This window comes from Rothia sp. ZJ1223 (assembly GCF_016900985.1).
GTDB lineage: Bacteria > Actinomycetota > Actinomycetes > Actinomycetales > Micrococcaceae > Rothia.
Window position 1 is genome coordinate 1 of the sequence record NZ_JAFEUT010000002.1, and the last position, 24,145, is coordinate 24,145.

Sequence of the window (24,145 nt, forward strand, 5' to 3'; positions counted from 1 at the left end):
CGGCTTCACCAAAGTCTCGGTTACCGTACGCCGACAGAGGTAGAAGCAGGGTTTTGGACTGGCAATCCAAATCACGAGAGAATAGAAATCAAGGCAAATGCCTAGGAACAAAACCCGGGGCACTTCACAATGTAGTAGGTCATGTATATCAGTACAGCTGTTTTTGCAGTTTGCTGTAAGTACAGTTATACAGATTTATGTTTATATGTTTTTACATTTTTGCTTGTCAAAGGCATTATAGGAACTACTTTGCACACGATGAGCAGCATGCCACTGCTCCTTAGAGCATCAAACCCAGGTAGCCTAACTACCCTCTACTAGCTGAGCTTGCTCAGGGTACAACCGTGCAGCCTCCACAGCCCCTTTAAACCTCTTCACCTTCAAATACTCACGCATCAACCGCACCTGGCTCAGACCCCGTACAGGCACAACCTTCGGCCTATTCATCTCCTCAAGAATCTGCTTCTGCTGCGCAATCAGACGCTCACGTTCAGCCTCAGCCTGCTTGCGCCGAATATGAGTAGGAGAAGGAGGCAAAGTACCATCATCGTGCTTCCAGGCATTGACCCTAATATGCAGCCAAGCCAAGATTGAGCGCATACCACCGGCGCCACGTGTTTGGTAAACAATCCCCTCAGAATCCTGTTCTAAAGCTCGAATGACATCTTGTACACACCATCCAGCGGCAAAAATCTTACCTAGGTGCTTCACAAGAAGCACAGTAGGTACTTTCCGCAGATCCAAGACCTCTTTCTTGAGACGCTCGGTAGCTGCCCAACGGTCAGCAGCAGACTCAACTACCGCTGTCAGAGGAAAATTTTTGCTGCTGTCCTTTAAGGACTTAACAGATTTCTTAAAAGTTTTTAAATGGACATTTTTGCCCCCTGACACCAGAAGGGTATAGATAGGAGCCTCATTAGCTTCAGTCTCAGAGAACGCCGCGGACTTCCCTACCCGCGCCACAGACAGTAACCGGTTTTTGATGAGTTCGTGGATATAGCGCTGCACAGTTTTAGTGCAGATCCTTAGATGCGATGCATCTCATACCGTAACCACTGTTACCGGGGGCGCGGTGGTGCATGGCACAATAGCACTATGCGTATTCTTTCTATTCAGTCAGCTGTTGCCTACGGTCACGTGGGCAACTCGGCAGCCGTGTTCCCCCTGCAGCGCATGGGTCACGAAGTCATGCCCGTCAACACCGTTCTCTTCTCAAACCACACCGGCTACGGCACCTGGCGCGGGCCGCTCGTCTCAGGCGATGACGTGCGCGAAATCGTCACAGGCATTGAAGAACGCGGTGGTTTGGACGATACCGCACTGGTTATCTCCGGCTACCAAGGCGGCTCATCTATCGGCGACGCTATCTTGGACGCCGTCGCTAAGGCACGCGCGAAAAATCCCAAGGTTCTCTATTCCTGCGACCCGGTGCTGGGCAATGCTACCAGCGGCTGCTTCGTCTCCCCCGAGGTTCAGGAACTCATTCGTGACCGCGTCATTCAGCACGCAGACATCATCACCCCCAACCAGTTCGAGCTGGGCTTCATCACCAACACCTCACCCGAAACTCTCGATGATGTTTTCGAATCCGTAGCTAAGGCACAGGAAATCGGACCGAAAACCGTACTGGTCACCTCAGTACAGACCCCCGATACCCCCGAAAACTTCATTCAGATGCTGGCTGTTTCAGGTGACGAAGCGTGGCTCATCACCACCGACCGTCTGCCTCTCAAGGCAAACGGCTCCGGTGATGTTACCCAAGCACTCTTCGCCTCGCACTTCGCCTCAGGTAAGACCCTGCAAGAAGCCCTAGAGCTGACCACAGCGTCCGTCTACGAACTGCTCAGAAATACCCTGGCATCCGGACAGCGCGAACTTCAGCTCATCGAATCGCAAGAATCCTACGTAGCCCCCTCTCAAAAGTTCACCGCCGAGCGCGTGCGCTAATAGAGGGCATCCGCCCGTGATTCACCTTTAGATGCATGATTCACCTCTACTACAGAGGTGAATCATGCATCTAAAGGCAACCCGTCGTGTTCCTGTGAATACTGCGTCATGTGTACAAAAATCCTGTGGATAACTTTTAAAACCCCGGAGTTATCCACAGATTTCAAGGTTTTGCCCCATGAAAGTTGCATCTGTTTCACACTTGAACCATGAACAGAATCACGGCCATACAAAACGCTGTGCTCACCGCGGCAGAACTTGACCAGCGCGGTATCGGCAGAAGCGCACTCGACACAAGAGTCAAAAACGGTCAGGTCATAAAAATTAGGCGTAGCGCCTACGCCCCGCATCTCTGGTGGGACTCGCTCAAACCTTCAGAACGTTACCTAGCCGAGATTACCGCCTACAGCAAAACAGCGAAAATTACACCAGTCTTTTCTCATGACTCCGCGGTGGCACTCCACGGACTGGTGAATATCCGAGTTGCCCAGCAGGTTCACATCATCGGCACCAGCAAAAGCCCCTCAAAAGCGCTGAATGTGATTCGCCATTACCGACAAAAGATCGCGTCCGTCGACGCCAACGGTCTACAGCTCACACCTATTCTTGAAACGGTCGTAGACTGCGCCAGAATATGGCCATTTCGAGAATCAGTGACGCTCGCAGACAGCGCCTTATACACTGGAACCGACCAGGACGCGCTCGCCCACGCGCTGACTAGCGTTCAAGGAGCAGGTGCAGCCCGCGCACGAGCCGTATCTGTTGCCATGAGCAAACACAGCGAATCCGCAGGTGAGAGCATCACCCGACTCTTACTCAAAGAATCAGGATTGCCCACTCCCTCAGAACAGGTCACGCTCACGGTCATGGGGCGAAACTACCGCCCTGTTTTTCTCTGGTGGGATTTCATGGTCATTTTAGAGTTCGATGGGAACATTAAATACGGGCAGATCTTTGGTGAACGTGAAGAAATTTTCCGTGCCCAGAATGAGCGCGAAGAGCGCCTCAGAACGCAAGGTTTTACGGTGGTACGCACAGATTGGGACGAGGTGATGAACCATCCCTACCGCCTCATCGTTAAGCTCAAAAAGGCTTTCGGTCAGCGGTGAAGTGGGCAAAAACCTGGCACCGTTCACCTTCAAATGCATGATTCACCCCAAGGGCAGAGGTGAATCGTGCATTTAAAGGTGAATGGTCTCAGCGTAAGATTTAGGACGCGAGTGCCTCCTGCAAGCGCTGGGCGGCAACGCCTGCCACAATAGCGGCAGCGTCAGTATCACCTGGAACCACCAGCGGCTCAGCCACCGAGAAGTCCTCTGATGCACCATCGAGTTTGTGCAGAAGATTCTGAAAAAAGCCCGGTGCCATCAGGTAGGAGGAGATGAATTCGGGGGCATGTTCAGCGACTACATCCCCAATTTTTGGGTCAATCTTGGCAACAAAACCGTGCGGGGTAAAGTTCGAGAGCAGAGTGCTCAGTACCTCAGACTGTAGGGCTACTGCCTCGCGTCCATCGGGGCGAGATGACCCGGCTGCTGCCATGACAAGGGGCTCTCCCCCGAGGTAGCCCACCTCTTCAAGGCGGGTGCGCTGCAATTTAGCCAGGGCAGCTGAAGGTCCCAAAGCTGCCGCGATACGAACCGTTGCCGGGCATGCGTCCGCAGCTTTTTGCATATCAACCTGAGTATGAAAACCGGTAGACAGTAGCAAGGGTACGATGATGACCTCATCATCTGAGCTGAACTCGGTCACTACATCGTCAAGGGCAGGGGCTTGAACATCGACGTATGCCTCATGTATCTGATACCTACCGGGGAACTCAGATTCTAAGGCTTCAGCCAGCTGACCGCGAATCAGATCAATAGACTCACGCCCCTGAACATTATCGGTGCCGTGCGAAGTTGCGATAACGTGAATCATCTTAGATGCCCTTTCGAATCACCTTGTACTGGGCTGCTTGAGCAACCGGGCGCATGGTGATGTGATCGAGGTTGATGTGGTGGGGAACGTTGAGGGCGAAAACGACAGTCTGCGCTACGTCTTCTGCAAACAGGGGCTTTTCAACGCCCGCGTAGACTTTAGCGGCTGCCTCATCAGATCCCAAACGCAGCTTTGAAAACTCGGGGGTGTGTACCATACCGGGGCGGATTTCAATCACGCGCACGTTGTTCTCAGCTTCTTCCAGACGCAAGGCTTCGGTGAGAGCGCGTTCACCGAACTTCGAGGCGTTGTATCCGCCACCGCCCTCATAGCCAGCTTCGGCTGCTGTGGAGGTCAAGTTCAGCACCGTACCCTCGCTGTTATCGCGCAGTGCCGGTAAGAAAGCCTGCACCATGTTGAGAGTGCCCAGAACGTTCACCTCGTACATCTTCTGCCAGTCTTCGGCGCTGCCCGTTGCCACCGTATCAGCACCGCGAGCGCCGCCGGCGATATTCACCAGTGCGTCCAGGCGTCCGCCCGTTTCTTGTAAAACACGCTGGGCTGTCTCACGTACGGCGTCCGTGTCGGTGGTGTCAAGGGTTAGGGCAATAGCGCCGGTTTCTTGTGCGAGGGTTTCGAGGCGGTCGGCTCGGCGGGCTGCGGCGTAGACCGTCCAGCCGGTGGCGCGCATCTGCTCAACGGTTGCGCGGCCGATACCTGAGGACGCGCCGGTCACGACCGCTATTTTGCCACGAGAGTTTTCGGGGGTGAAGGGATTCTCCGGAATCATGTGAGCGCTCCTTGTTGCTGTTTTTGGTGTCTGTATTCAGTCTATGCCTTCTGCCCCTGTTTGAGCACGTGCTCGTATGACCGTCTGAGGTTCACTGGTGACCACGTTCTGCTCAAAACTCCTCTTATTCATGGGAGAAAATGGCAGAACCTGGTCACACCGTTGCTGGTTCAGGTTGAGAGGGATGCCGGGGGCAATTCTTTAGCGTCTGGTGCTAATACATGAGAGAATGGCAGACATGGCTGATAATACTTTGGGCACAGACACGCCCGTAACCATCAATGTTCCGACCAAGCCCGGTCTTGAGGGTCTTGAAGAGAAACTCACTGCGCGTTGGGAGGCTGAGAATACCTACGCATTTGATGAGAACACCACGCGTGAGCAGGTGTACTCTATCGATACTCCCCCGCCGACCGCATCTGGTTCTTTGCATGTGGGTCACATGTTTTCCTACACCCAGACTGACGTGCTGGCACGCTATAAGCGTATGAGCGGCAAGAACGTCTTTTATCCCCTAGGATGGGACGATAACGGTTTGCCCACCGAGCGTCGTGTGCAGAACTACTACGGTGTTTTGTGTGACCCTGCGGTTGCTTACGATCCTGATTTCACCGCTCCCGAGAAGCCCGCGAAGAACCAGCGCGACTGGCCGCGTATTTCTCGCGGTAATTTCATTGAGTTGTGTGAAGAGCTTGCCACCGAAGATGAGAAGGTTTTTGAGAAGCTCTTTACTACCCTCGGTCTTTCGGTTGATTGGTCACGCACCTACCGCACTATTGACGCGCATTCTCGCAAGGTTTCGCAGCTCGCTTTTTTGAAAGATCTTGAGGCGGGCAATGCTTACATGGCGGAAGCTCCGACGATGTGGGATATTACTTTCCGCACCGCTGTAGCTCAGGCTGAGCTTGAAGATAAGGAGCGCGAGGGCGCCTATCACCGCATTTCCTTCCACCGCCCTAACGGTGAAAAGGTGTGGATTGAGACCACTCGCCCCGAGCTTCTGCCCGCCTGTGTTGCCCTGGTTGCTCACCCCGATGACGAGCGCTACCAGCCTCTGTTTGGCACCACCGTCACCTCCCCTCTCTTTGGAGTTGAGGTTGAGGTTAAGGCTCACCCCCTGGCGCAGCCCGATAAGGGCGCCGGTATCGCAATGGTCTGTACCTTCGGTGACACCACCGACGTGACCTGGTGGCGTGAACTGCAGCTGGAGACCCGCGCCCTCATTGGTCGCGACGGTCGCTTCTCGTCTGAAACCCCCGAGTGGATCGCTGATGAGGCTGGCCGCACCCGCTACGAACGTATGGCAGGTGCAACCGTTTTCTCAGCGCAGAAAGCTGTTGTTGAGATGCTCGTTGAAGAAAACGAGATGGAGGGCGAACCCAAGAAGATCACCCACCCCGTCAAGTTCTACGAAAAAGGCGATAAGCCCCTTGAAATCGTTGCTTCACGTCAGTGGTACATTCGCAACGGCGGACGCGACGCCGACCGCCGCGAAAAGCTCATTGAGCGCGGTCGCGAGATGGTTTGGCACCCGACCTTCATGCGTTCACGCTACGAAAACTGGGTTGAGGGCCTCAACGGTGACTGGCTGATTTCACGCCAGCGTTTCTTCGGCGTTCCCTTCCCCGTCTGGTACGCGCTTGATGCTGAGGGCGAGCCCGATTACGAGAACCCGATTCTGCCCGATGCCGCCAATTTGCCGGTAGACCCCGCGTCCGAAGTTCCCGCAGGTTACACCGAAGATCAGCGTGGTGTGCCTGGTGGTTTCGTCGCAGACCCCGATGTTCTTGATACCTGGGCAACCTCTTCACTGACCCCGCAGATTGCTACCGGTTGGGGCGTGAACGAAGACTTGCACACCAAGACCTTCCCCATGGATCTTCGCCCGCAGGGTCACGATATTATTCGTACTTGGCTCTTTTCGACCGTGGTACGCGCCGAAACTCTGGCTGGTTCGGTGCCCTGGCACAACACCGCCCTTTCTGGCTGGATTCTTGACCCCGACCGCAAGAAAATGTCAAAGTCTAAGGGCAACGTGGTAGTACCGAACGAAGTGCTCAAGAAGTACGGTTCGGATGCAGTGCGTTACTGGGCAGCGTCCGCTCGTCTGGGTGCAGACACCGCTTACGACGAAGGTCAGATGAAGATCGGCCGGCGCCTGGCGATTAAGCTGCTCAACGCGTCGAAGTTCGTGCTGAACCTGGGCGCAACCCAGGATTCGATTCTCACCGCTGACTCAGCGGCTAAGGTCACCAATGAGCTTGACCGTTCACTGCTGGCTCGCCTGGAAGCTCTGGTTGAAGAAGCAACAACCGCTTTTGAAAACTACGAGTACGCCAAGGTTCTGCAGATCACCGAGACCTTCTTCTGGTCCTTCACTGACGACTACGTTGAGCTCATTAAAGACCGCGCCTACGGTGCTCACGGTGAGGCTGAACAGGCATCTGTTTTGGCTACCCTGGCAACCACGCTGGACGCCCTGCTGCGCCTGTTCGCGCCCTTCATGCCCTTCACTACCGATGAGGTCTGGAGCTGGTGGCGTGCGGGTTCTGTACACCGGGCGTCCTGGCCAACCACTGAGGGCTACGCGGCTCTTACCGAGGGTGCAGACGCAGAAATTCTGCGCACTGTCGCTGAAGCGTTGGGCGGTCTGCGTAAGTCTAAGTCTGAGGCTAAGGTCAAGCAGCGTACCAAGGTCAAGGTTGCAACCATTACTGCACCTGCGGACGCGATTGCCCGCATTAAAGCTGGCGAAAGCGATCTGAAGGCAGCGGGCAACGTGACCGAGCTGGTACTCGTTGAAGCTGATGGCACCGAACTCACGGTGAGCGATGTTGAACTGGTGGTTGAGCCTGAAGAGGCGTAAACCTCATACTTGTCGGCGCTGACCGGCGGTACAGTAACTGACTTGGTGCCCCCTGCACACTGCAGGGGGCACCAAGTATCTTTGGTAAAGGAACACTTATGGCTGAACGGTTTGATATTCGCCAGGTGGAGGGGTACCCCGTCTACCGCGGCAATACCCATCAACCGTTAAAACCCGGGCACAAGCATTTACCCGGTGTGGGTAGACGCAGGGCGCTCAATGGGTGGATCGACAAATCATACTTTGCATTCGCCGGGCTTGCTTCGATGTGGCTGGCTGTTATCACTCTTTACACAGCGCTGAATAATAGTAGCTGGTCGTCTATTCCGCTGATTTTGCTCTTGTGGGGCGTTGCGGCGTACATGATTTTGCCGCGCCTACACCGTATTCTCACGGCGCTGTATGTGCCCGCCTACTTTATTGGCAGAACCCAAACCGGTGACGGTCTGTTGGGAGACCCCGTAAATTTGGGCGTACGCGGTGAATCGGTGGATGTTCACCGTGCCATGCGTCGTGCTGGTTGGTTGAGGGCTGAGCCGGTAACCCTGGCTAGTTCTTGGCGCATTATTATTAATACCCTGCGCAGGCAGCCCTACCCCACCGCGCCGGTTTCTCCGCTGTATCTCTTTGACCGCAAAGAAGATTTTGCCTATCAGCAAGAAGTGGACGGCAACCCGTCAAAACGTCACCATGTGCGTTTTTGGAAGACCCCACCGGGCTGGAAGCTCCCCGGCGGTGTTGAAGTTGATTGGGTGGCAGCTGCTACCTTTGACCGCGCGGTGGGTCTTTCGCTCTTCACCCTGCAGGTCACGCACAAGATTGATGCTGACACCGATAAAGAACGTGACTATCTGGTGGAAACCGTGCTCTTTGCCAACGAAGAGGCATACCACGACGTTATTGTGGATTTCTCTGCCGGTTATCATTCACGTAATGGCGGCGGCGATAACATCATCACCGACGGCAACCTGCCAATTTTGGAACTCGATGATGTGATTACCGAAGAGATGAAGATTCCCGATCTCTCCCCCGAATCTCGCTATTCACATCATCGCAAACCCTGGGAACTGGTGGAGCAGATTCCTCTGAGCACCGTTTTCGCATCAGCGTTCGTCATCATTGGTGCAGCTCTTCAGTTTGCTAACGGCATCTTGCGTCTTTTGCAGGTACTTACTGAGGTGGGTGTTCGCTCCTACGAGGACCTACTGGATGTCTTGACACACACCGTTCACCCTGATGAGCTCTTTAATGGGTCGCTGGTAGCGGGGTTGGTTGCCCTCTCAGCAATACATATTCTGTTGGCAGCAGGCGTGCTACGCGGTAGGCAGCGTTCTCGCAAGGTTATTCTGGCGTTGCTGGCAGTATCCATTGCTCTGACTTCTATCTTGCTCTTGCGTGAGGCTTTCAACTACAACGGTATTTTCACCGTGTACGTTCTGTTAGCTAGCCAGGTCTTCGCAATGATTGAGTACACCTCAGACGGGGCTGTGAACTACACCCACAATGTCACCCGCTCACGCCGTTTAGAGCGACTCAAGGTGCGCGCCACCAAGCTCGTACACAAGCCACGGTAGCAACCGCGTCCGCTAAGGGAGCTGCTGGGTATACAAGCTGCTGCCCCTCGCAGAAACGTCTCTGTAAGGGGCAGCAGTGTTTAAAAGAGAGCGGACGCACTAGCGCTGGCAGCCGGGACACCAGTAGAGTTTGCGCCCGGCGACTTCTTCAACACGAATAGTTGTCGCACACCGGAGGCAGGGTTGCCCCTGGTGCATATAGACATAGTTAGCATGCTCAGGCCAGGCTTCGTCTTCGGGTATACCGGGGCGATCAGCCGGTTCGGTGGTGATAATCCTGCCCACGCGCACCCCAATTTCAAGCAAATGCTTGTTATCAACCCACAGGTTTTCAAGTTCGGCATCAGTAAGCTCTTTAGCCGGACGCAGAGGATCAATTTCTTGGCGCCACAGCGATTCAGCGCGGAAGATATTACCCACGCCCGAGATCATTTTCTGGTCCATCAGAACCACCCCAATGGGGCGAGCAGTTTTACGTGCCGCTGCGTAAAAGGCATGCGGATTCGCGTCCTGATTCAGTGGGTCTGGCCCTAACTTTGCGCGCACCGCCGCCACTTCCTGCTGGGTCAGAGTGCGACATACCGTGGGCCCCACCAGATCAGCCCAACCGTGCTCTGACACCACACGAGCACGAACCGTTGCCTTGGGCTCGGGCGGCCCGTCGTAACCCGCGGTTGGCGTTTCGGGGGCGCTCGCGTCCCTGGGTACCTCGCGCTCGCCGATCTTTCGGGGTGCGCCAATAGAAGATGCACCGGCAAAGTGTTCATCACCGCCGAAGGTCCATGCCCCGTAGATCCCCAGATGCACATTGAGAGTCAGCTCGTTCTCAAAATCGATAAAGAGGTGCTTGCCATGGGCGTAGGCACCGGTTATGCGGTGCCCTGTCAGGAGGGCAGCTCCTGCGCTAAAACGTCCCTGGGGGCTGGTCACCTGCACTGACGCGCCGACAAAAACGTCGTTGAACTGCCGGGCAAGGCGGTGGATGGAATGACCTTCGGGCATAAAACAAGAGCTTTCTGGTGATGGTTTGCGTGAGGTTTAAAGAGTGTGTACCTACCCGATAGGACGGGCAGGTACACACCGGTGTCTCAGATGTTCAAGGGGTTAGGCGTTGACGTCTTTACCTGCGATAGCGCCGGTACGTTCGTATTCGCCCATCTGGTTGATGCGGCGTACGTGGCGTTCGTCGCCGGGGAACTCGGTGCGGAGGAAGGTCTTGATAATCTCCAGCGCTTCCTCTTTATCGTGCTGACGTCCGCCCACAGCAACCATCTGAGCGTTATTGTGCTCACGGGCGAGGGCTGCGGTGTCTTGGTTCCAGGCAAGAGCAGCACGAATTCCCTCTACCTTGTTGGCTGCCATCTGCTCACCGTTGCCTGAGCCACCGAGCACGATACCCAGTGAGTCGAGACCTGCATCGCGGTCTGCTTTGACCGCGAGCGCCGCGTTGATGCAGAAGCTGGGGTAATCATCGAGGGGGTCGTATTCGGTGGGGCCGTGGTCTACCATCTCGTAGCCCGCTTCGGTGAGGGATTCTACGAGGTAGCGGCTGAGGTCTAGCCCTGCGTGGTCTGTTGCAATGTGAACTCGCACTAGGTCTCTCTCCTTGTTTTTGCGCGGTGTTTAGGGGTGCCCCTAATTTTTATATGACCGCTGCGCCCGCTAAAGTGTGTGATAGAGCACGGGTGCAGAGCTGTCACTGTAATGATTCTATGCTAGATAGTGGTGTGGGTGTAAGTGACTGCCGGTAGCGCGTGGGTTTGATTTTTGTTTCATTTTGTTCGCAGAAGAAGGATTGTATGCCGGGTATGAATTTGACGCGTGAAGAGGCTATTGCGCGCGCTGAGGTTATCAAGAATGTTGCCAGCTACAAGGTTGAGCTTGATCTAACGCGCGGTGAGCGGGTTTTTGGTTCGCGTACTGAGGTGCGTTTTACGGCTCAGGCTGGTGCTTCTACTTTTATTGATGCCATTACTGATTCGGTGCGTTCGATTGAACTCAATGGTAAGGCGCTCGATGTTTCTTTGGCTGATGGTGTGTGTATTGAGTTGCCGTCTTTGGCTGATGAGAATGTGCTGGTTATTGATGCGGATATGCTGTACACCAATACCGGTGAGGGTTTACACCGTTTCGTTGATCCCGTAGACGGTGAAGTCTACCTGTACTCGCAGTTTGAGGTGCCCGATTCTCGCCGTGTCTACCCCGTGTTTGAGCAGCCCGATCTCAAAGCTGAGTTCGAGTTTATTGTGACCGCTCCTGCTCACTGGGTCGTGGTATCTAACCAGCCTGAAACCAGTGTTGAAGAAAAGGACGAGGCGAAGGTCTGGTTTTTCAAGCCCACTCCCCGCATCTCTTCCTACATCACAGCGATTATCGCTGGCCCCTACGCGTCCACTCGTTCATCACTGACCAATTCAGAAGGACGCGAGGTTCCCCTGGGCGTTTTTGCGCGCAAGTCGCTGATGCCTTACCTTGACGCTGATGACATTTTTGAACTGACTGCCCAAGGTTTTGAGTTCTTCGAGGAGCAGTTCAAGACCCCCTACCCCTTTGAGAAGTACGATCAGCTCTTTGTGCCCGAGTTCAATGCAGGTGCAATGGAGAACGCCGGTGCGGTTACCTTCTTAGAGAACTACATCTTCCGTTCAAAGACCACCGAGGCGATGATTGAGCGCCGCGCGATTACAGTGTTGCACGAGCTGGCACACATGTGGTTTGGCGATTTGGTGACCATGAAGTGGTGGAATGATTTGTGGCTGAACGAGTCTTTCGCGGAGTTCATGTCTACCCTGGCAGCGGCTGAAAACACCCGTTTCGCCTCCGAGGCGTGGGCTACTTTCTCAGCGTCAGAGAAGACCTGGGCTTACCGTCAGGATCAGCTGTCATCCACCCACCCCATTGTTGCCGAGATCAACGATTTGCACGATGTTCAGGTGAACTTTGACGGTATCACCTACGCCAAGGGTGCTTCTGTGCTGCGCCAGCTGGTGGCATGGGTTGGTCAGGAGAACTTTATGGCAGCGTTGAAGGTCTACTTCGATAAGCACGCCTGGGGCAACACCGTACTCGATGACTTGCTTGATGAGCTAGAGACAACTAGCGGACGCGACGTGCGCGCGTGGAGCGCCAAGTGGCTTGAGACTGCCGGTGTCAATACTCTGACCGCTGAGCTTGAGCAAGATGAGAACGATTACATCACCTCGCTCACTATTCGCCAGAGCTACGCAGAAGGCTACGAGACTCTGCGTCCGCACCGTATGGTGGTGGGCTTCTACAACTACGACGGTGTGAGCCTGACCCGTACCGAGCGCTTTGAGATTGATGTCGATGGCGAAACCACCGAGGTGAGCGAAGCTACTGGTAAGCCGCGCCCCGATCTCGTGCTACTCAACGATGAAGATTTGACCTTCGCTAAGCTGCGCCTTGACGAAGACTCCCAACAGACCGCTATTTCACATCTGAAGGATCTGGATTCTTCTGTTGCCCGCGGTGTTCTCTGGGGTGCGCTGTGGGATGCCACCCGCGACGGTGACTTCCCCGCCCGCCGTTACATCGATCTGGTGCTGAACAACCTGGGTAAAGAAACCAACTCAACTGCTGTGATGGTTCAGTTGCGTAACTTCGAGCTGGCACTGCGCTCATATATCAATCCTGAATCGGCTGATGAAACCCGCGAGCGCGCCGCTGAGGCGATGTGGGAGATTACCCTCAAAGCAGAGCCGGGTTCTGATAACCAGTTGCAGTTCTTGCGTTCCTTTGCGCGTCTTACCCGCACCGAAGAGCAGCTTGATCGAGTCAAGGCACTGCTTGAGGGTGAAGAGACCCTTGCTGAGCGTGAGATCGATACCGATTTGCGCTGGGTTCTGGTGACTTCCCTGGCTGCCGGTGGCAGACTCACCCCGGCTGATATTGATGCTGAGCGTGAAGCCGATAACACCTCGAACGGTCAGCAGGCGGCGGCAACCGCGTCCGCTGCTATTCCCACCGCTGAGGCTAAAGCTAAGGTGTGGCAGCAGGTTGTTGAAACCGGTGAGCTTTCCAACGTTGTGCAGCGCTCAGCAATTGCTGGTTTCTACCAGGGCAACGATGATGCCCTGTTTGAGCAGTACACCGACAAGTATTTTGAGACCATCGAGAGTCTCTGGCGCGAACGCAGCCACGAAATCTCAACGCAGATTATCACCGGTATGTACCCCGGTGCGCTGCCCTCGCAGCAGCTGCTGACCCGAACTGAAGAGTTCTTGAACTCTTTGGGCGATGACGCGGCAGGTCTCAAGCGTCAGATCGCTGAGAATCGCGACGGCGTAGTGCGCGCGCTCAAGGTTCAGGCGGCAGATACCCTCTAAACCACAAGGGGTTCTCGCCAGTTCATTGACTCAACCTGCGGCACTTTTTTGCAAAGGGTCGCAGGTTGAGTGTTTGAAGGGGCGGCAGCACAGGGCATACAGTGGAAGCATGAGCGAAAATACTAACCTTGCGCCTGCACTCTCCCAGGAACAGTTGCGGGCGCAGCCCACCAGCTTTTACGAGCAGGTCGACGGAGCGCCTGTCTTCGAGAAACTGGTGCGCGAGTTCTACCGGCAGGTAGCCGATGATCCCGAGTTTAGGGCAATGTACCCTGAGAGTGATCTCGACGGCGCAGAATGGCGTTTACGCACCTTCTTGGAGCAGTACTGGGGCGGGCCAAAAACCTACCAGGAACACAGGGGGCACCCTCGTTTGCGGATGCGTCACATGCCTTTTGCTATTGGCGCAGCTGAACGCGATACCTGGTTGAGGTTCATGCGCAACGCAATGGACACCCTCGATTTATCACCCCTGCACGATGCCCAGATGTGGGATTATTTTGAACGCGCCGCTCACTCCATGCAGAACCGCGCCTAATTCTCTTAGCCGGGCGCAAAATTTTGGGGCATAGGTCTTAAACGCGCGCGAGTACAAACCCACCGGGGGCGTTGAGTCGCACCCACCCTTGGTGGGTGTACACGGGAATCTCCCCCTCAAACTTTGAGGGCAAAAAGCCCAGCACCTCGGCAGCAAACGCGCAGCCTGAGGGTACCGTGAGTTCTTCCAGCCCCTCCAATGGGGACGCCCAAATCCGCGAACGCACAGTGTCTACCACCGCGTGACCGGGGTTAGCAGGCAGTGCCTTATCAACTGCGTCCATACCCGCTTTGGCTGCCCGACGCAGGTCTTCAGCACGGACGCCGGAGACCAGCTCCCAGCCACTCACCGGTGGGGCAATGCCCGCCCACGCGGCGCTAACGGTCACCGGAGGCATTGCCAGGCGCAAACCGGCGTCCTCAATGCGAGCAAGTCGATCCAGAACAGCACCGGCATCAACCACTGCGTTGATCTGGGCTTCTTCGGCAAGAGACATTGCCCGCAACCCAAGAACGGTGGGCATCATATCAAGCAAGGTAGCAGGTGACAGAGCAGCCACGTAAGCACCCAATACCTTACCCCGCCCCACCAGGTGAACCGCAGCCTGAGGATCCACCGCCCGTGCACGCGAAAGAAGAGTTACCAGATCAAGCGGATCCGCTTTACCCGTAAATTTCACGTACGGCGTTACGGAAACGCTCGAAACCGAAACTGATGCAGCCTGCTGGGAATGTTCGGGGTGTTGCATAGTGTTCCTTTGAGGAGGGATTTTTATATCAGTGAAAATCTTTGACCCTAGCCACCTTACTACCTGTCAGAAAGCCTTGAGAAGATGAGCAATCACACAGCTCCAACCGTAGATACCGCATTGAGCACCATGCTCACCCTCGAAACCACTCAATCCACTGGCCACGACGACGCCGCATTCAGCGCCCAAACCCTCGCCCGCGAAACTCCGCGCGTCTACGGCGGGCAGGTACTGGCGCAATCGCTCATGGCAGCCTCAGCAACCGTTGAAGAAGACCGCCCGGTACACTCCCTTCACGCCTATTTTCTGCAAGCAGGTAGCATCGACAAGCCGCTGAGCTACGGGGTGCAGAAACTGGGCGATACGCGGTCTTTCTCTACCCGCCGCGTCCACGCCTACCAAGAAGATACCCCCATCTTCTCTACCATCATGTCTTTTCAGGAACCTGCCCGCGGGTTAGAGCACGCGGTCACTATGCCTAAGGACGTGCCCAACCCCGAATCGTTGCCCACCGCCGCGCAGATTCTTGCTGGTATTGAACACCCCATGGTACAGGCAGTTGCCCACGAGCGTCCTTTCGACCTGAGGCATGTCAGCACCCCGCTCTACCTGGGCTCGGAGACCTCACCTTCAACCACCAATATGGTGTGGATCAAAGCTATCGCACCCCTGGGGTCACGTCAGGTGGCGCATCGAGCAGCCCTAGCGTATGCCTCTGACTACACCATCATGGAACCCATCATGCGCGCCCACGGCAAGTTCTGGTTGCAGCCAGGTATGAAGGTAGCCTCACTCGATCATTCCATCTGGTTTCACGACGATGTCGCTGCCGATGACTGGCTGCTCTTTGCCTACGAAAGCCCAGCAGCAAGGGGCGGACGCGGTCTCACCACCGGTTCTGTCTTCACCCGCGACGGACGGCACGTAGCGACCATCGCCCAAGAAGCCCTGCTACGGTTACCCGAGTTCAAGTAGCCGTAAACCTCAGCAGCCATAAGTCTCAAAAGGAAAATCCCCAGAAAGTCTAGAGACTCTCTGGGGATTTTTATTCGTAATTAGTGCCTAGTGTGAATGCTTAGACCCTCGCTTTTTTACGCAACAAAATCACAATGAACACAGGCACACCTACAATCGCTGTGCCCACGCCAATAGGCAACGCCGAAGGGGCAAAGATAATGCGAGAGAAAGTATCAACCCACACCATAAAAATCGCCCCAAAAACGGCACTAAAAGGCACCAGCAGACGGTGTTGGTAACCGCAGATAAGACGGGCAATATGGGGAATAACAAGACCCACGAAACCGATAGCCCCGGCAACACTCACCAAAACGGCAGTCACCAGAGCCGTGCTGGTAAGCAACAGCATCCGAATCACCGTCGTATTGACGCCCAGCGCCCCTGCCATGTCTTCACCGAAAGTCATAACGTCTAGGGTCTTGGTAAAAGCCAGGCACAGTACCAGCGCCGCTACAGCAACAGCCACCGAAAGATAGACCTGGTTCCAGCGCACGCCTTCTAGAGAGCCCAACAACCAGAACATCACACCGCGTGCCTCATCAGAATCAGCAAACGCGAAGATAATCAACGAGGTCAGAGCCGAAAAAAGCTGAGTTGATGACACACCCGCCAGAATAAATGCAGAATTATCACCACTGGCGCACTTCGCAATCACCAATACAGCCGCAAAAGCAATCAACGCACCGATAAAAGCGCCACCAGAGAGCCCAATCGCTCCCCCACCCAGCCCCAACATGCCGGTCACTACCGCTCCCGTCGAAGCACCCGATGAAACACCCAAAATATAAGGGTCAGCCAAAGAGTTACGCAACAACGACTGCAACAACAAACCACACAGTGACAAACCGATACCACACGCCGCAGCCACTAAAACACGCGGCAAGCGGTCTTCCCACACAATCGCGTCCTCGCTCAAACGCACCGGAATCTCGGTCAGCCCCACATGGTTAGTCACAATATCGCGCACATTCACCAGCGAAATATCAGCACTGCCCAAAGTAATGGAAATCAACACCGACACCACTAGCGCCACCACACCGAGCGCCAAAAAGAACCAGCGCCCGGCGAAATGTTTGCGTCGTGCAGTCGAAACGGGCAGGAGGGTAGTTACTGCCACAGCTTACTTGCCTACATTCTCTTGGTTATTCTCGTACCAGTCGCCAATCTTCTCAAGACCGTCAACATAACGAATCGAGGGGTTCATCTCAGCACCGTGCAACGCAATAAAGTTCTCATTCTTAACCGCGTCAATCTGCTGAGTCAGGGGGTCATTCTTCAAGAATTCAATCTTATCGTCCAGACGGTCACCGGGAAAACGGTCACGTTTCAAATCACCAAGAACCAAAACCTCAGGATTCTTCTCTATAACAGCTTCCCAGGTCACAGTGGGCCAGTCATCCACTTCGCTCTCAAAGACGTTAGTCATACCAGCTTCGTGTGCCAGCATCTGCGCTGAACCCTTGCCACCTGCCATGTAAGGGGTCTTCGTATCAGCAAACCAGAAAGCTACTGAAGTGTCATCAAAATCAGCACCCTCCAGGGCAGCATCCGCACGCTGCTCAAGGTCGGTAATCAGCTCTTCACCGCGTTCTTGCACATCGAAAATCTCGGCCATCTCGCGGATTTCCTGGAACAATACATCCTCCGTGAGCGCTACAGTTCGCGTACCACCACCGTTGATGCTCTGCCCCTGATCGCAGTCGGTCGGCGACAGGTAAGAAGACACCTCAGTTTCAGCCAAACGGTCGCGGGTTACAACACCACCGGTGTTGAAGTGGCGACCAAAGGACGCGGTAACGAAATCGGGATCAGCGTCCATCAGCACCTCAAAGCTGGGTGCGTTATCAGCTAGCCGAGGTACTTTCTCGTTCTCAGATGCCAGGCTATCAAGCACCGGGTCTGTCCATGAGGCGGTACCTACCATGCGATCAGCCAAACCCAAGGAAAGCAAGATTTCAGTGGAGTTCTGGTCAAGAGAAACCACACGCTCAGGTGCTTTTTCAATGACGGTCTCAACGCCACAGTTCTCGATAGTCAACGGGTAGCTGGTTTTACCGTCGCCTGCTGCGCTAGCTGCGGGCTTAGACGCTTCAGAGCTGGGCACTTCTTCAGATGCTCCACAGCCAGTCGCCAGAAGCGCTGAGGTTGCTGCAAGAGCCAGAAACTTGGGGCTCATAAATTTCATGGGGTTTCTCCGCCAGAAGGTTAATTGTTATTTAGAATATGACGGTTCCCTGAGCTGATCCCCGGTTACTTGTTCATACCGAGTATTGATGTTACGGGCAAGATTCTTGCCCGTGCCGATGCCCAGGGAGCACAACCACTAAGGATACCCTTACCTTAAATAAAGTCAAACTTTCATTCTCTATTTGAGGTCATCCGCTGGGGCGAAGAAACGGGCATATCCCCAAGCTACCAGCGCTGACGCTGAGCCTGCTACGCAGAGTATGGGCGGACGCATACACCATGTGGCGGGTACAGCACAGCCACCTGCGCCAGTTGGTGCAGGTGGCTATGCTGGTGGCTAGGTCACTAAGAGCCTAGAGGCTTTTAGCGAGTGAGCTTGCGGTCTGGGGCAGGAAAATCCGAACGAGTGCGGAAGTAATTTTCCCGCACCAGGAATCACAATTCTGTCTTGTTTGCAGACGGAAAGTGAACCGCAAAGCCAGGGAACGCTAGCGGGTGAGCTTACGGTGAACCACACGGTGCGGTTTCGCCGCGTCAGGGCCAAGACGCTCCACCTTGTTCTTCTCGTATGATTCGAAGTTACCTTCGTACCAGTACCAGTTATCAGGCTGTTCATCGGTGCCCTCCCACGCGAGGATGTGGGTGGCAACTCGGTCGAGGAACCAGCGGTCGTGGGAGACGACGACGGCGCAACCGGGGAATTCCAGCAGGGCATTTTCAAGCGAGGTGAGGGTTTCAACGTCGAGGTCGTTGGTGGGCTCATCGAGCAGCAAGAGGTTGCCGCCCTGCTTGAGGGTTAGTGCCAGGTTGAGGCGGTTGCGCTCGCCACCGGAGAGCACACCTGCCTTCTTCTGCTGGTCGGGACCTTTGAAGCCGAAGGCTGAGACGTAGGCACGTGATGACATTTCGACCTGACCGACCTGAATGTAGTCGAGTCCGTCAGAGACTACTTCCCAGAGGGTCTTTTCAGGGTCGATGTTGGCGCGGTTCTGGTCAACGTAGGAAATCTTGACGGTTTCACCAATCTTGAGGTTTCCACCGTCCAGAGGCTCAAGACCAACGATGGTCTTGAAGAGGGTTGATTTACCAACACCGTTAGGACCAATGACGCCGACAATGCCGTTACGGGGCAGCGAGAAAGAAAGACCGTTAATCAGTGAGCGACCGTCAAAGCCCTTTTGCAGGTTTTCAGCTTCGATAACCAGGTTGCCCAGGCGCGGTCCCGGGGGAATCTGGATTTCCTCGAAGTCTAGCTTGCGGGTCTTCTCAGCCTCAGCAGCCATCTCTTCGTAGCGAGCCAAACGTGCCTTTGACTTAGCCTGACGACCCTTAGCGTTAGAGCGTACCCACTCAAGTTCTTCACTCAGGCGCTTAGCAAGCTTCGCGTCCTTCTTACCCTGAACCTGCAGACGTGCCTGCTTCTTTTCAAGATAGGTGGAGTAGTTACCTTCGTAGGGGTAGAGATTACCGCGGTCGATTTCAGCGATCCATTCAGCAACGTGATCCAGGAAGTAGCGGTCGTGGGTAATCGCAATAACTGCGCCCTCATAGGACTGCAGGTGCTGCTCCAACCAGAGCACTGACTCAGCGTCAAGGTGGTTGGTAGGCTCATCGAGCAGCAGCAGGTCAGGCTTCTGTAGCAGCAGCTTACAGAGTGCTACGCGACGACGCTCACCACCTGAGAGGTGGGTAACGGGCATGTCCCCGGGAGGGCAACGCAGCGCATCCATTGCCTGCTCAAGCTGGGAGTCGATGTCCCAAGCGTTAGCGTTATCAATTGCTTCCTGCAGCTTGCCCATTTCTTCCATGAGCGCGTCGAAGTCGGCATCGGGGTTTGCCATCTCTTCTGAGATCTGATTGTAGCGAACAATCTTTTCGTAGATTTCGCCGACGCCTTCTTGGACGTTGCCGAGAACAGTTTTGTCTTCGTTCAGCGGCGGTTCCTGCAACAGAATTCCAACGCTGTAGCCCTCTGAGAGGCGAGCTTCACCGTTGGAGGGGGTGTCAATACCAGCCATAATTTTCAGGATGGTTGACTTACCCGCACCGTTCGGGCCGACCATACCAATCTTGGCGCCGGGGTAGAACGACATTGATACATCGTTGAGAATGACTTTGTCGCCCACAGTTTTGCGGGCTTTCGTCATCGTGTAAATAAATTCAGCCATACCTTTAAGGCTACCGTGTGTGGTCAAATTTTGGGTTTGGGGGCACGGTGGCTAGCTCATCTCGTTATTTTTTATCGGTGCGAGTTAGCGGTGGTTTCTGCGAGGCACCGGTACGCAGGTGTTTTTCCTGCGCACCGGCTGTGCAAATAGCACATTGCCCACCACGAACTAGGCAGTCATTGTTGTAATAGCTTCTCGCGCCTGGTGGGTGTCTTCAACCAGTTCACCGAAACCCGCTAGGCTATCTGGCGCCTGCACGCCGTTATTCTCATCACTGCGGGGGTAACTGGTGGTCACGCCACTGTGAGCGAACCCGTCGTCAGAGGCGCGGCTAGAGGCATCATAGGTATTCTGCTGGTGCCCCTGGGGCTGTGATGATTCTAAAGAAGCACTAGCAGAATCATTCTGCGCTGGTGGCTGACCCTGCGATGGTATCTGGTCTTGACCCTCATAGCGGCGTTCAACGGATCGCTCGTAACCTGCTGTACCGAAGTTAAGGTCATGCCCCACCGCTTGAGCATCAATTTCAACGTTGGTGACGGTAGTGCCGTCTTCGCGGTCCCATTTTTTAATTTTGAGACGACCCGACACAATCACTGGCTGCCCCACACGGATACTGCGGGCGACGTTCTGCGCCAGCGCCCTGAAAGCGTTCACTGTGTACCAGTTGGTGGGGGCTTCTCGCCACATCCCCGCTGCTTGATCATACCAGCGCGGGGTGGACGCGATGCGAAAGTTCGTGACTGGCGCACCGTTGGGAGTGTGTTTGAGAACGGGGGCTGTTGCCGCGAATGCTCGAACGATGATGGTTTCACTCATGACAGGTTCCTTGAAAATAGGTGGAGTGAGCGGGTAATTCTTTTCTAACCTCACCTCTCGCGCAGCTCAAGGTTAACCGTCAGATCTGTGGATAACTCCCCCATATTTTTCTATATCCACAGCTTTTAATTATTCAATTTTGTATATCCACAGGGTTTCTATCCACAGTTTCATGTTTTTCTTGCCTCTAAAAATTATTTGTCTTTAGGGTTTTGAGGTATGAAGACTTTAGAAACACAAGATTCCGTAAGACTCCCACCGTGGGTGCGCGACGACACCACCCAGACTTACTATCACGAGGAGTGGTCCTGCGTTCCCCTCCAGCAGAGCCAGATCTTTGAGCATATGTGTCTCTTTATTTTCCAACAGGGTTTACAGTGGAGCACTGTGCTCAGTTTCAGACTGGCATTCACAAAAGTATTCGCTGGTTTTGATCCCAAGAAGTTAGCGCAGTGGGGTGACGCTGATACCGATAAAGTACTGGGCAATAGTTCCACCATCAGGAATCGGGCAAAGATTGAAGCCTGCATTCATAACGCAGCGATGTTGGTAGAACACTCTGTTCACCTACCCAGTGAACTTCTAGCGCGTTTTCCCGACCCCTTGGTTGTCTGTGAAGATGATGCGTCCCTACCCAAAACACACATCCTCACCGACGAGTTCTCAGACTTTCTTAAAGACTGCGGTTTGCAGCGTATGAGTCCCGTTCTTACCTGCTCACTGGCTCAAGCCTGCGGTTTGTTAATTTCTCAACAGCACGTCCGCACCCGTACATCGCAGGGTGAGAATCTACTGAAACACGGAATGCCTGCCCCGCACAAAATAAATATTCCGGGAGGGCAGGGCTAGGGCAGAACCTTAGATTCGGCTCTGAGTGATTTTTCCGTTGGGGAACCATGTCAGGCGGTACCCCTTGCTAAAATCTAGGGTCACTCGACCATCGGCGTGGGCGACTTCATCACTGATCGGAAGACCAAAAGTTGAGGTGTATCCCCGGTTCTTCCAGTACCAGTAAAGTCCACCGTTGGCGTTGATGATTTTTACCCCTGTTTGGGCAGACCACACAAAGAGAGATTCGTACCCGTTGTTCAACCGGAACTTCTGAGCGTAACCACCTGCACTCAGAGCAAACTCATCAGTTGTGGGGAAGCCGTAGCGGGCAGTTGCCCTACCGCTTGTAAAACGGGCGCCGATAGCACCGTGTTCCCAAACCTTGTGTACGCGCTGGTGGTCTGCGCTCCAGTAGAGTGCATTCGTACCGCGACCCAGCATGGTGAATTTCTGCACGGTGCCACCGAGTAAACCATGCTCAGCGCTTGTGGGGAAACGGAGCCCGTTTTCAAAGCCCTCAACTGCGTAGCAAGAACCGATACCGCCCGCGAAATTCACAGGGGCAGCTCCGACGCTTTCGTGCCAGTAAATGGTGTAGTGGGCACCAAATCGCTGAGCGTACCCGCCATCGCGAATAGGAATTTCACCGCTCGTAGGCTGACCAAAACGTGAACCTCCCCCACCAGCTGCGTAGCATTCGCTGATAGCGGTTTTGTGCACGGTCATGGTGGGACGGGACACATTAGCTTCGCGGAAAGACTCAGCAAGATAACCAGCAAAGTCATACTGGTAGTGGTCACCATTAACCACGTTTACTTCAACATTGGAGAACCCTGCTGCGCGGTAGCTTGTTGCGCCTGCGTGGGCAGCTCCCCATGCCGACCAGGTCGCGGGCCAGGTTGCACCTTTACCGTCACGGTTGCCCACGTAGAAATCCATCGGTAGAGCTTTGAACCGTGCTGAAGTTGTGGTTTGCTGACCGCGCGGAGTGCCGTCACCGACGATAATGCTGCCACCACCGGTACGCCAGGATTCTTGACGGTCAGCATTGAGCTCTAGGGTGATAAACTCAGCACCACCTGAATAGCCCAGAAACCAGACGTTGGAGCGGTCAATACCGTGAGTATTCTGGAACCAGTTTGCAAAACCTCTCAACCAGTCACCGTGCGCATCAGCGCTTTCCCACCATGTGATACCATGACCGGCTTTATTCTTATCGGGCGATACAACGGGAACAAAAACCATGTTCTTCGACTGGGCAATTTTAGCCATTGATGTCAAAGCGTGGTTGCCATAGTCCCAAACCTTTGACTGGTTACTTTCCCAATAATCACCGTCCAAGTAATAGACAACACCTACCGGTTTATTCCAGTCAATGCCATCAGCGTAAACAGAACTGCCCGTAGGCGGTATGGGTCTTGGATGATACAGCAGCTGAGGCTTGTGCTTCGGGGGTTATAACGCTGGTTAGTGCGCATCCAGTAGCTAGAGCAAACGCACTCAGGCGGCGTAAGAAAGGAGCACGGTACATAGGGGGAAGCTTTTCCTTGTAGTATGTGTACGATAAACAAATCCTGCAGGGAGGCATAGCCATCTTATACTCCCCACAAAAAGAATAATGACGTTTTTAACGACGATTATTATTAATTTATATTAATTTTTTCTTAAGGAATTTCATGAAAAAACAATTAAGCGTATTAGCTACGTCATTATTGTTGTTGGTGGGGTGTTCTTCTCGTTCAGAGAATTCTCCCGCCGTTGAATCAGCAGCACCTCATGCCACGTCCTCGTCATCAGCTTCTGAGACAGCACGCGCAACCGCTTCATCTAGCGCGGTTGCTTCTGACACATCTTCGCAGAAGCCAACCGTCTCAGAGGTGACGCATGGTGAGAGCGAAACAATGATTCCTTTGCCTCAACAGACCGCTCTGGGTGGTATTGATGACAACCACACACTGCCAACCACCGCACCTCTTAGTGAAACGGGTCAGAGCACAGAGGGCGAAAGCATCGCTGTTCCTCTTGCTTCTGAACTTCATGCCCCATCAATTTTTCAACAGTACCGTGATGGTGGTGGCACCTGCACCGCCGATGTATGGGATAGCTCAATGGAATACACCGAAGAGGCGTGGGTAGCTGTCATTAGTGAATGCGACGCACAAGATTTGGGGGCATGGGCAAACGGGTACGACCCCTTCGACCCCGCGAACTATGATTCGGGAGCAGCGTCCGGTGGTGCAGATGCGAAGTTCTCCCCCGCAGAGGAAAGCAACGTACGCACAGGTCAAAATACCAGCAACGGGTACGAAGCCGGTGAAGAAGGCAACCCCTCGGATGCTGAAATCATCGGCGGTTAAATCGCACGCTCACTCTCCCTAATTGTCTAAGAGGAAA

Annotated in this window: 20 protein-coding genes; 9 read left to right on the plus strand and 11 right to left on the minus strand. The window is 54.4% G+C overall.

Translation table 11 applies throughout. The annotated features are described in order from the left end of the window. Nucleotides 1-303: 303 nt before the first annotated feature. Nucleotides 304-720 carry a hypothetical protein gene (locus JTP09_RS02360; RefSeq protein ID WP_204876647.1) on the minus strand — a complete coding sequence of 139 codons (417 nt, stop codon included), beginning with the start codon at nucleotides 718-720 and terminating at the stop codon, nucleotides 304-306. A 375-nt stretch (nucleotides 721-1,095) separates the two neighbouring features. Here JTP09_RS02360 and pdxY point away from each other — a divergent pair, with 375 nt between their 5' ends. Both pdxY and JTP09_RS02370 read left to right on the plus strand, forming a co-directional pair. Next, on the plus strand, nucleotides 1,096-1,947 hold the full coding sequence (pdxY, locus tag JTP09_RS02365; protein WP_204876649.1) for a pyridoxal kinase PdxY: 852 nt from the start codon (nucleotides 1,096-1,098) through the stop codon (nucleotides 1,945-1,947). 209 nt (nucleotides 1,948-2,156) lie between these two features. Beyond that, nucleotides 2,157-3,056 (plus strand): type IV toxin-antitoxin system AbiEi family antitoxin domain-containing protein, encoded by a 900-nt coding sequence (locus JTP09_RS02370; protein WP_204876650.1) that lies wholly within the window; start codon nucleotides 2,157-2,159, stop codon nucleotides 3,054-3,056. A gap of 100 nt (nucleotides 3,057-3,156) precedes the next feature. On the opposite strand, the gene JTP09_RS02375 is transcribed toward JTP09_RS02370, so the two are convergent. Beyond that, a complete protein-coding gene (locus JTP09_RS02375; RefSeq protein WP_204876651.1) occupies nucleotides 3,157-3,867 on the minus strand; it encodes a sirohydrochlorin chelatase in 711 nt (236 codons plus the stop codon). Nucleotide 3,868: 1 nt separating this feature from the next. Beyond that, nucleotides 3,869-4,657 carry an SDR family oxidoreductase gene (locus tag JTP09_RS02380; RefSeq protein WP_204876652.1) on the minus strand — a complete coding sequence of 263 codons (789 nt, stop codon included), beginning with the start codon at nucleotides 4,655-4,657 and terminating at the stop codon, nucleotides 3,869-3,871. Nucleotides 4,658-4,895: 238 nt separating this feature from the next. Between JTP09_RS02380 and valS the strand changes: the two genes are divergently transcribed. Beyond that, nucleotides 4,896-7,523 carry a valine--tRNA ligase gene (gene valS / locus JTP09_RS02385; RefSeq protein ID WP_204876656.1) on the plus strand — a complete coding sequence of 876 codons (2,628 nt, stop codon included), beginning with the start codon at nucleotides 4,896-4,898 and terminating at the stop codon, nucleotides 7,521-7,523. A 98-nt stretch (nucleotides 7,524-7,621) separates the two neighbouring features. Continuing rightward, nucleotides 7,622-9,097, plus strand: a complete 1,476-nt coding sequence (locus JTP09_RS02390) for an LssY C-terminal domain-containing protein (RefSeq protein WP_204876658.1) — start codon at nucleotides 7,622-7,624, stop codon at nucleotides 9,095-9,097. A 99-nt stretch (nucleotides 9,098-9,196) separates the two neighbouring features. On the opposite strand, the gene JTP09_RS02395 is transcribed toward JTP09_RS02390, so the two are convergent. Both JTP09_RS02395 and JTP09_RS02400 read right to left on the minus strand, forming a co-directional pair. After that, on the minus strand, nucleotides 9,197-10,099 hold the full coding sequence (locus tag JTP09_RS02395; protein ID WP_204876659.1) for an Fpg/Nei family DNA glycosylase: 903 nt from the start codon (nucleotides 10,097-10,099) through the stop codon (nucleotides 9,197-9,199). A 102-nt stretch (nucleotides 10,100-10,201) separates the two neighbouring features. Beyond that, entirely contained in the window at nucleotides 10,202-10,690 is a 489-nt protein-coding gene (locus JTP09_RS02400) for a ribose-5-phosphate isomerase (RefSeq protein ID WP_204876670.1), read from the minus strand. A gap of 206 nt (nucleotides 10,691-10,896) precedes the next feature. Between JTP09_RS02400 and pepN the strand changes: the two genes are divergently transcribed. Further along, nucleotides 10,897-13,443, plus strand: coding sequence for an aminopeptidase N (gene pepN, locus JTP09_RS02405; protein WP_204876677.1), 2,547 nt, complete (start codon nucleotides 10,897-10,899; stop codon nucleotides 13,441-13,443). Between the two features lie 109 nt (nucleotides 13,444-13,552). Beyond that, entirely contained in the window at nucleotides 13,553-13,981 is a 429-nt protein-coding gene (locus JTP09_RS02410) for a globin (RefSeq protein ID WP_204876679.1), read from the plus strand. Between the two features lie 37 nt (nucleotides 13,982-14,018). Here the strand turns inward: JTP09_RS02410 and JTP09_RS02415 are convergent, their stop codons facing one another. Then, nucleotides 14,019-14,729 carry a hypothetical protein gene (locus tag JTP09_RS02415; protein WP_204876682.1) on the minus strand — a complete coding sequence of 237 codons (711 nt, stop codon included), beginning with the start codon at nucleotides 14,727-14,729 and terminating at the stop codon, nucleotides 14,019-14,021. A gap of 84 nt (nucleotides 14,730-14,813) precedes the next feature. Here JTP09_RS02415 and JTP09_RS02420 point away from each other — a divergent pair, with 84 nt between their 5' ends. After that, the gene (locus JTP09_RS02420) at nucleotides 14,814-15,704 is read left to right on the plus strand and encodes an acyl-CoA thioesterase II (RefSeq protein WP_204876683.1); all 891 of its coding nucleotides are present in this window, start codon (nucleotides 14,814-14,816) and stop codon (nucleotides 15,702-15,704) included. Between the two features lie 100 nt (nucleotides 15,705-15,804). Here JTP09_RS02420 and JTP09_RS02425 read toward each other — a convergent pair whose 3' ends face one another. The 4 genes from JTP09_RS02425 to JTP09_RS02440 form a co-directional block, all read right to left on the minus strand. Further along, nucleotides 15,805-16,863: a FecCD family ABC transporter permease gene (locus JTP09_RS02425; RefSeq protein ID WP_370592473.1), complete on the minus strand. Its 1,059-nt coding sequence runs from the start codon at nucleotides 16,861-16,863 to the stop codon at nucleotides 15,805-15,807. Between the two features lie 3 nt (nucleotides 16,864-16,866). Continuing rightward, the gene (locus JTP09_RS02430; RefSeq protein WP_239478664.1) at nucleotides 16,867-17,922 is read right to left on the minus strand and encodes an ABC transporter substrate-binding protein; all 1,056 of its coding nucleotides are present in this window, start codon (nucleotides 17,920-17,922) and stop codon (nucleotides 16,867-16,869) included. Nucleotides 17,923-18,421: 499 nt separating this feature from the next. After that, nucleotides 18,422-20,101, minus strand: coding sequence for an energy-dependent translational throttle protein EttA (ettA, locus tag JTP09_RS02435; protein WP_204876688.1), 1,680 nt, complete (start codon nucleotides 20,099-20,101; stop codon nucleotides 18,422-18,424). Between the two features lie 168 nt (nucleotides 20,102-20,269). Next, nucleotides 20,270-20,920 carry a single-stranded DNA-binding protein gene (locus tag JTP09_RS02440; RefSeq protein WP_204876689.1) on the minus strand — a complete coding sequence of 217 codons (651 nt, stop codon included), beginning with the start codon at nucleotides 20,918-20,920 and terminating at the stop codon, nucleotides 20,270-20,272. 219 nt (nucleotides 20,921-21,139) lie between these two features. Between JTP09_RS02440 and JTP09_RS02445 the strand changes: the two genes are divergently transcribed. Further along, complete coding sequence (locus JTP09_RS02445; protein ID WP_204876690.1) at nucleotides 21,140-21,769, plus strand: DNA-3-methyladenine glycosylase I; 630 nt, start codon at nucleotides 21,140-21,142, stop codon at nucleotides 21,767-21,769. Nucleotides 21,770-21,778: 9 nt separating this feature from the next. Here JTP09_RS02445 and JTP09_RS02450 read toward each other — a convergent pair whose 3' ends face one another. Continuing rightward, on the minus strand, nucleotides 21,779-23,092 hold the full coding sequence (locus JTP09_RS02450; RefSeq protein ID WP_204876691.1) for an LGFP repeat-containing protein: 1,314 nt from the start codon (nucleotides 23,090-23,092) through the stop codon (nucleotides 21,779-21,781). Between the two features lie 335 nt (nucleotides 23,093-23,427). On the opposite strand from JTP09_RS02450, the gene JTP09_RS02455 reads away from it, so the two are divergent. Next, complete coding sequence (locus tag JTP09_RS02455; protein ID WP_204876693.1) at nucleotides 23,428-24,108, plus strand: hypothetical protein; 681 nt, start codon at nucleotides 23,428-23,430, stop codon at nucleotides 24,106-24,108. Nucleotides 24,109-24,145 lie beyond the last annotated feature (37 nt).

Coding starts and splice junctions, on each gene's coding strand:
- pdxY (WP_204876649.1), top strand. CDS start 1,096: ATGCGTATTCTTTCTATTCAGTCAGCTGTTGCCTACGGTCACGTGGGC.
- JTP09_RS02370 (WP_204876650.1), top strand. CDS start 2,157: ATGAACAGAATCACGGCCATACAAAACGCTGTGCTCACCGCGGCAGAA.
- JTP09_RS02375 (WP_204876651.1), bottom strand. CDS start 3,867: ATGATTCACGTTATCGCAACTTCGCACGGCACCGATAATGTTCAGGGG.
- JTP09_RS02380 (WP_204876652.1), bottom strand. CDS start 4,657: ATGATTCCGGAGAATCCCTTCACCCCCGAAAACTCTCGTGGCAAAATA.
- valS (WP_204876656.1), top strand. CDS start 4,896: ATGGCTGATAATACTTTGGGCACAGACACGCCCGTAACCATCAATGTT.
- JTP09_RS02390 (WP_204876658.1), top strand. CDS start 7,622: ATGGCTGAACGGTTTGATATTCGCCAGGTGGAGGGGTACCCCGTCTAC.
- JTP09_RS02395 (WP_204876659.1), bottom strand. CDS start 10,099: ATGCCCGAAGGTCATTCCATCCACCGCCTTGCCCGGCAGTTCAACGAC.
- pepN (WP_204876677.1), top strand. CDS start 10,897: ATGCCGGGTATGAATTTGACGCGTGAAGAGGCTATTGCGCGCGCTGAG.
- JTP09_RS02410 (WP_204876679.1), top strand. CDS start 13,553: ATGAGCGAAAATACTAACCTTGCGCCTGCACTCTCCCAGGAACAGTTG.
- JTP09_RS02415 (WP_204876682.1), bottom strand. CDS start 14,729: ATGCAACACCCCGAACATTCCCAGCAGGCTGCATCAGTTTCGGTTTCG.
- JTP09_RS02420 (WP_204876683.1), top strand. CDS start 14,814: ATGAGCAATCACACAGCTCCAACCGTAGATACCGCATTGAGCACCATG.
- JTP09_RS02430 (WP_239478664.1), bottom strand. CDS start 17,922: ATGAGCCCCAAGTTTCTGGCTCTTGCAGCAACCTCAGCGCTTCTGGCG.
- ettA (WP_204876688.1), bottom strand. CDS start 20,101: ATGGCTGAATTTATTTACACGATGACGAAAGCCCGCAAAACTGTGGGC.
- JTP09_RS02440 (WP_204876689.1), bottom strand. CDS start 20,920: ATGAGTGAAACCATCATCGTTCGAGCATTCGCGGCAACAGCCCCCGTT.
- JTP09_RS02445 (WP_204876690.1), top strand. CDS start 21,140: ATGAAGACTTTAGAAACACAAGATTCCGTAAGACTCCCACCGTGGGTG.
- JTP09_RS02455 (WP_204876693.1), top strand. CDS start 23,428: ATGAAAAAACAATTAAGCGTATTAGCTACGTCATTATTGTTGTTGGTG.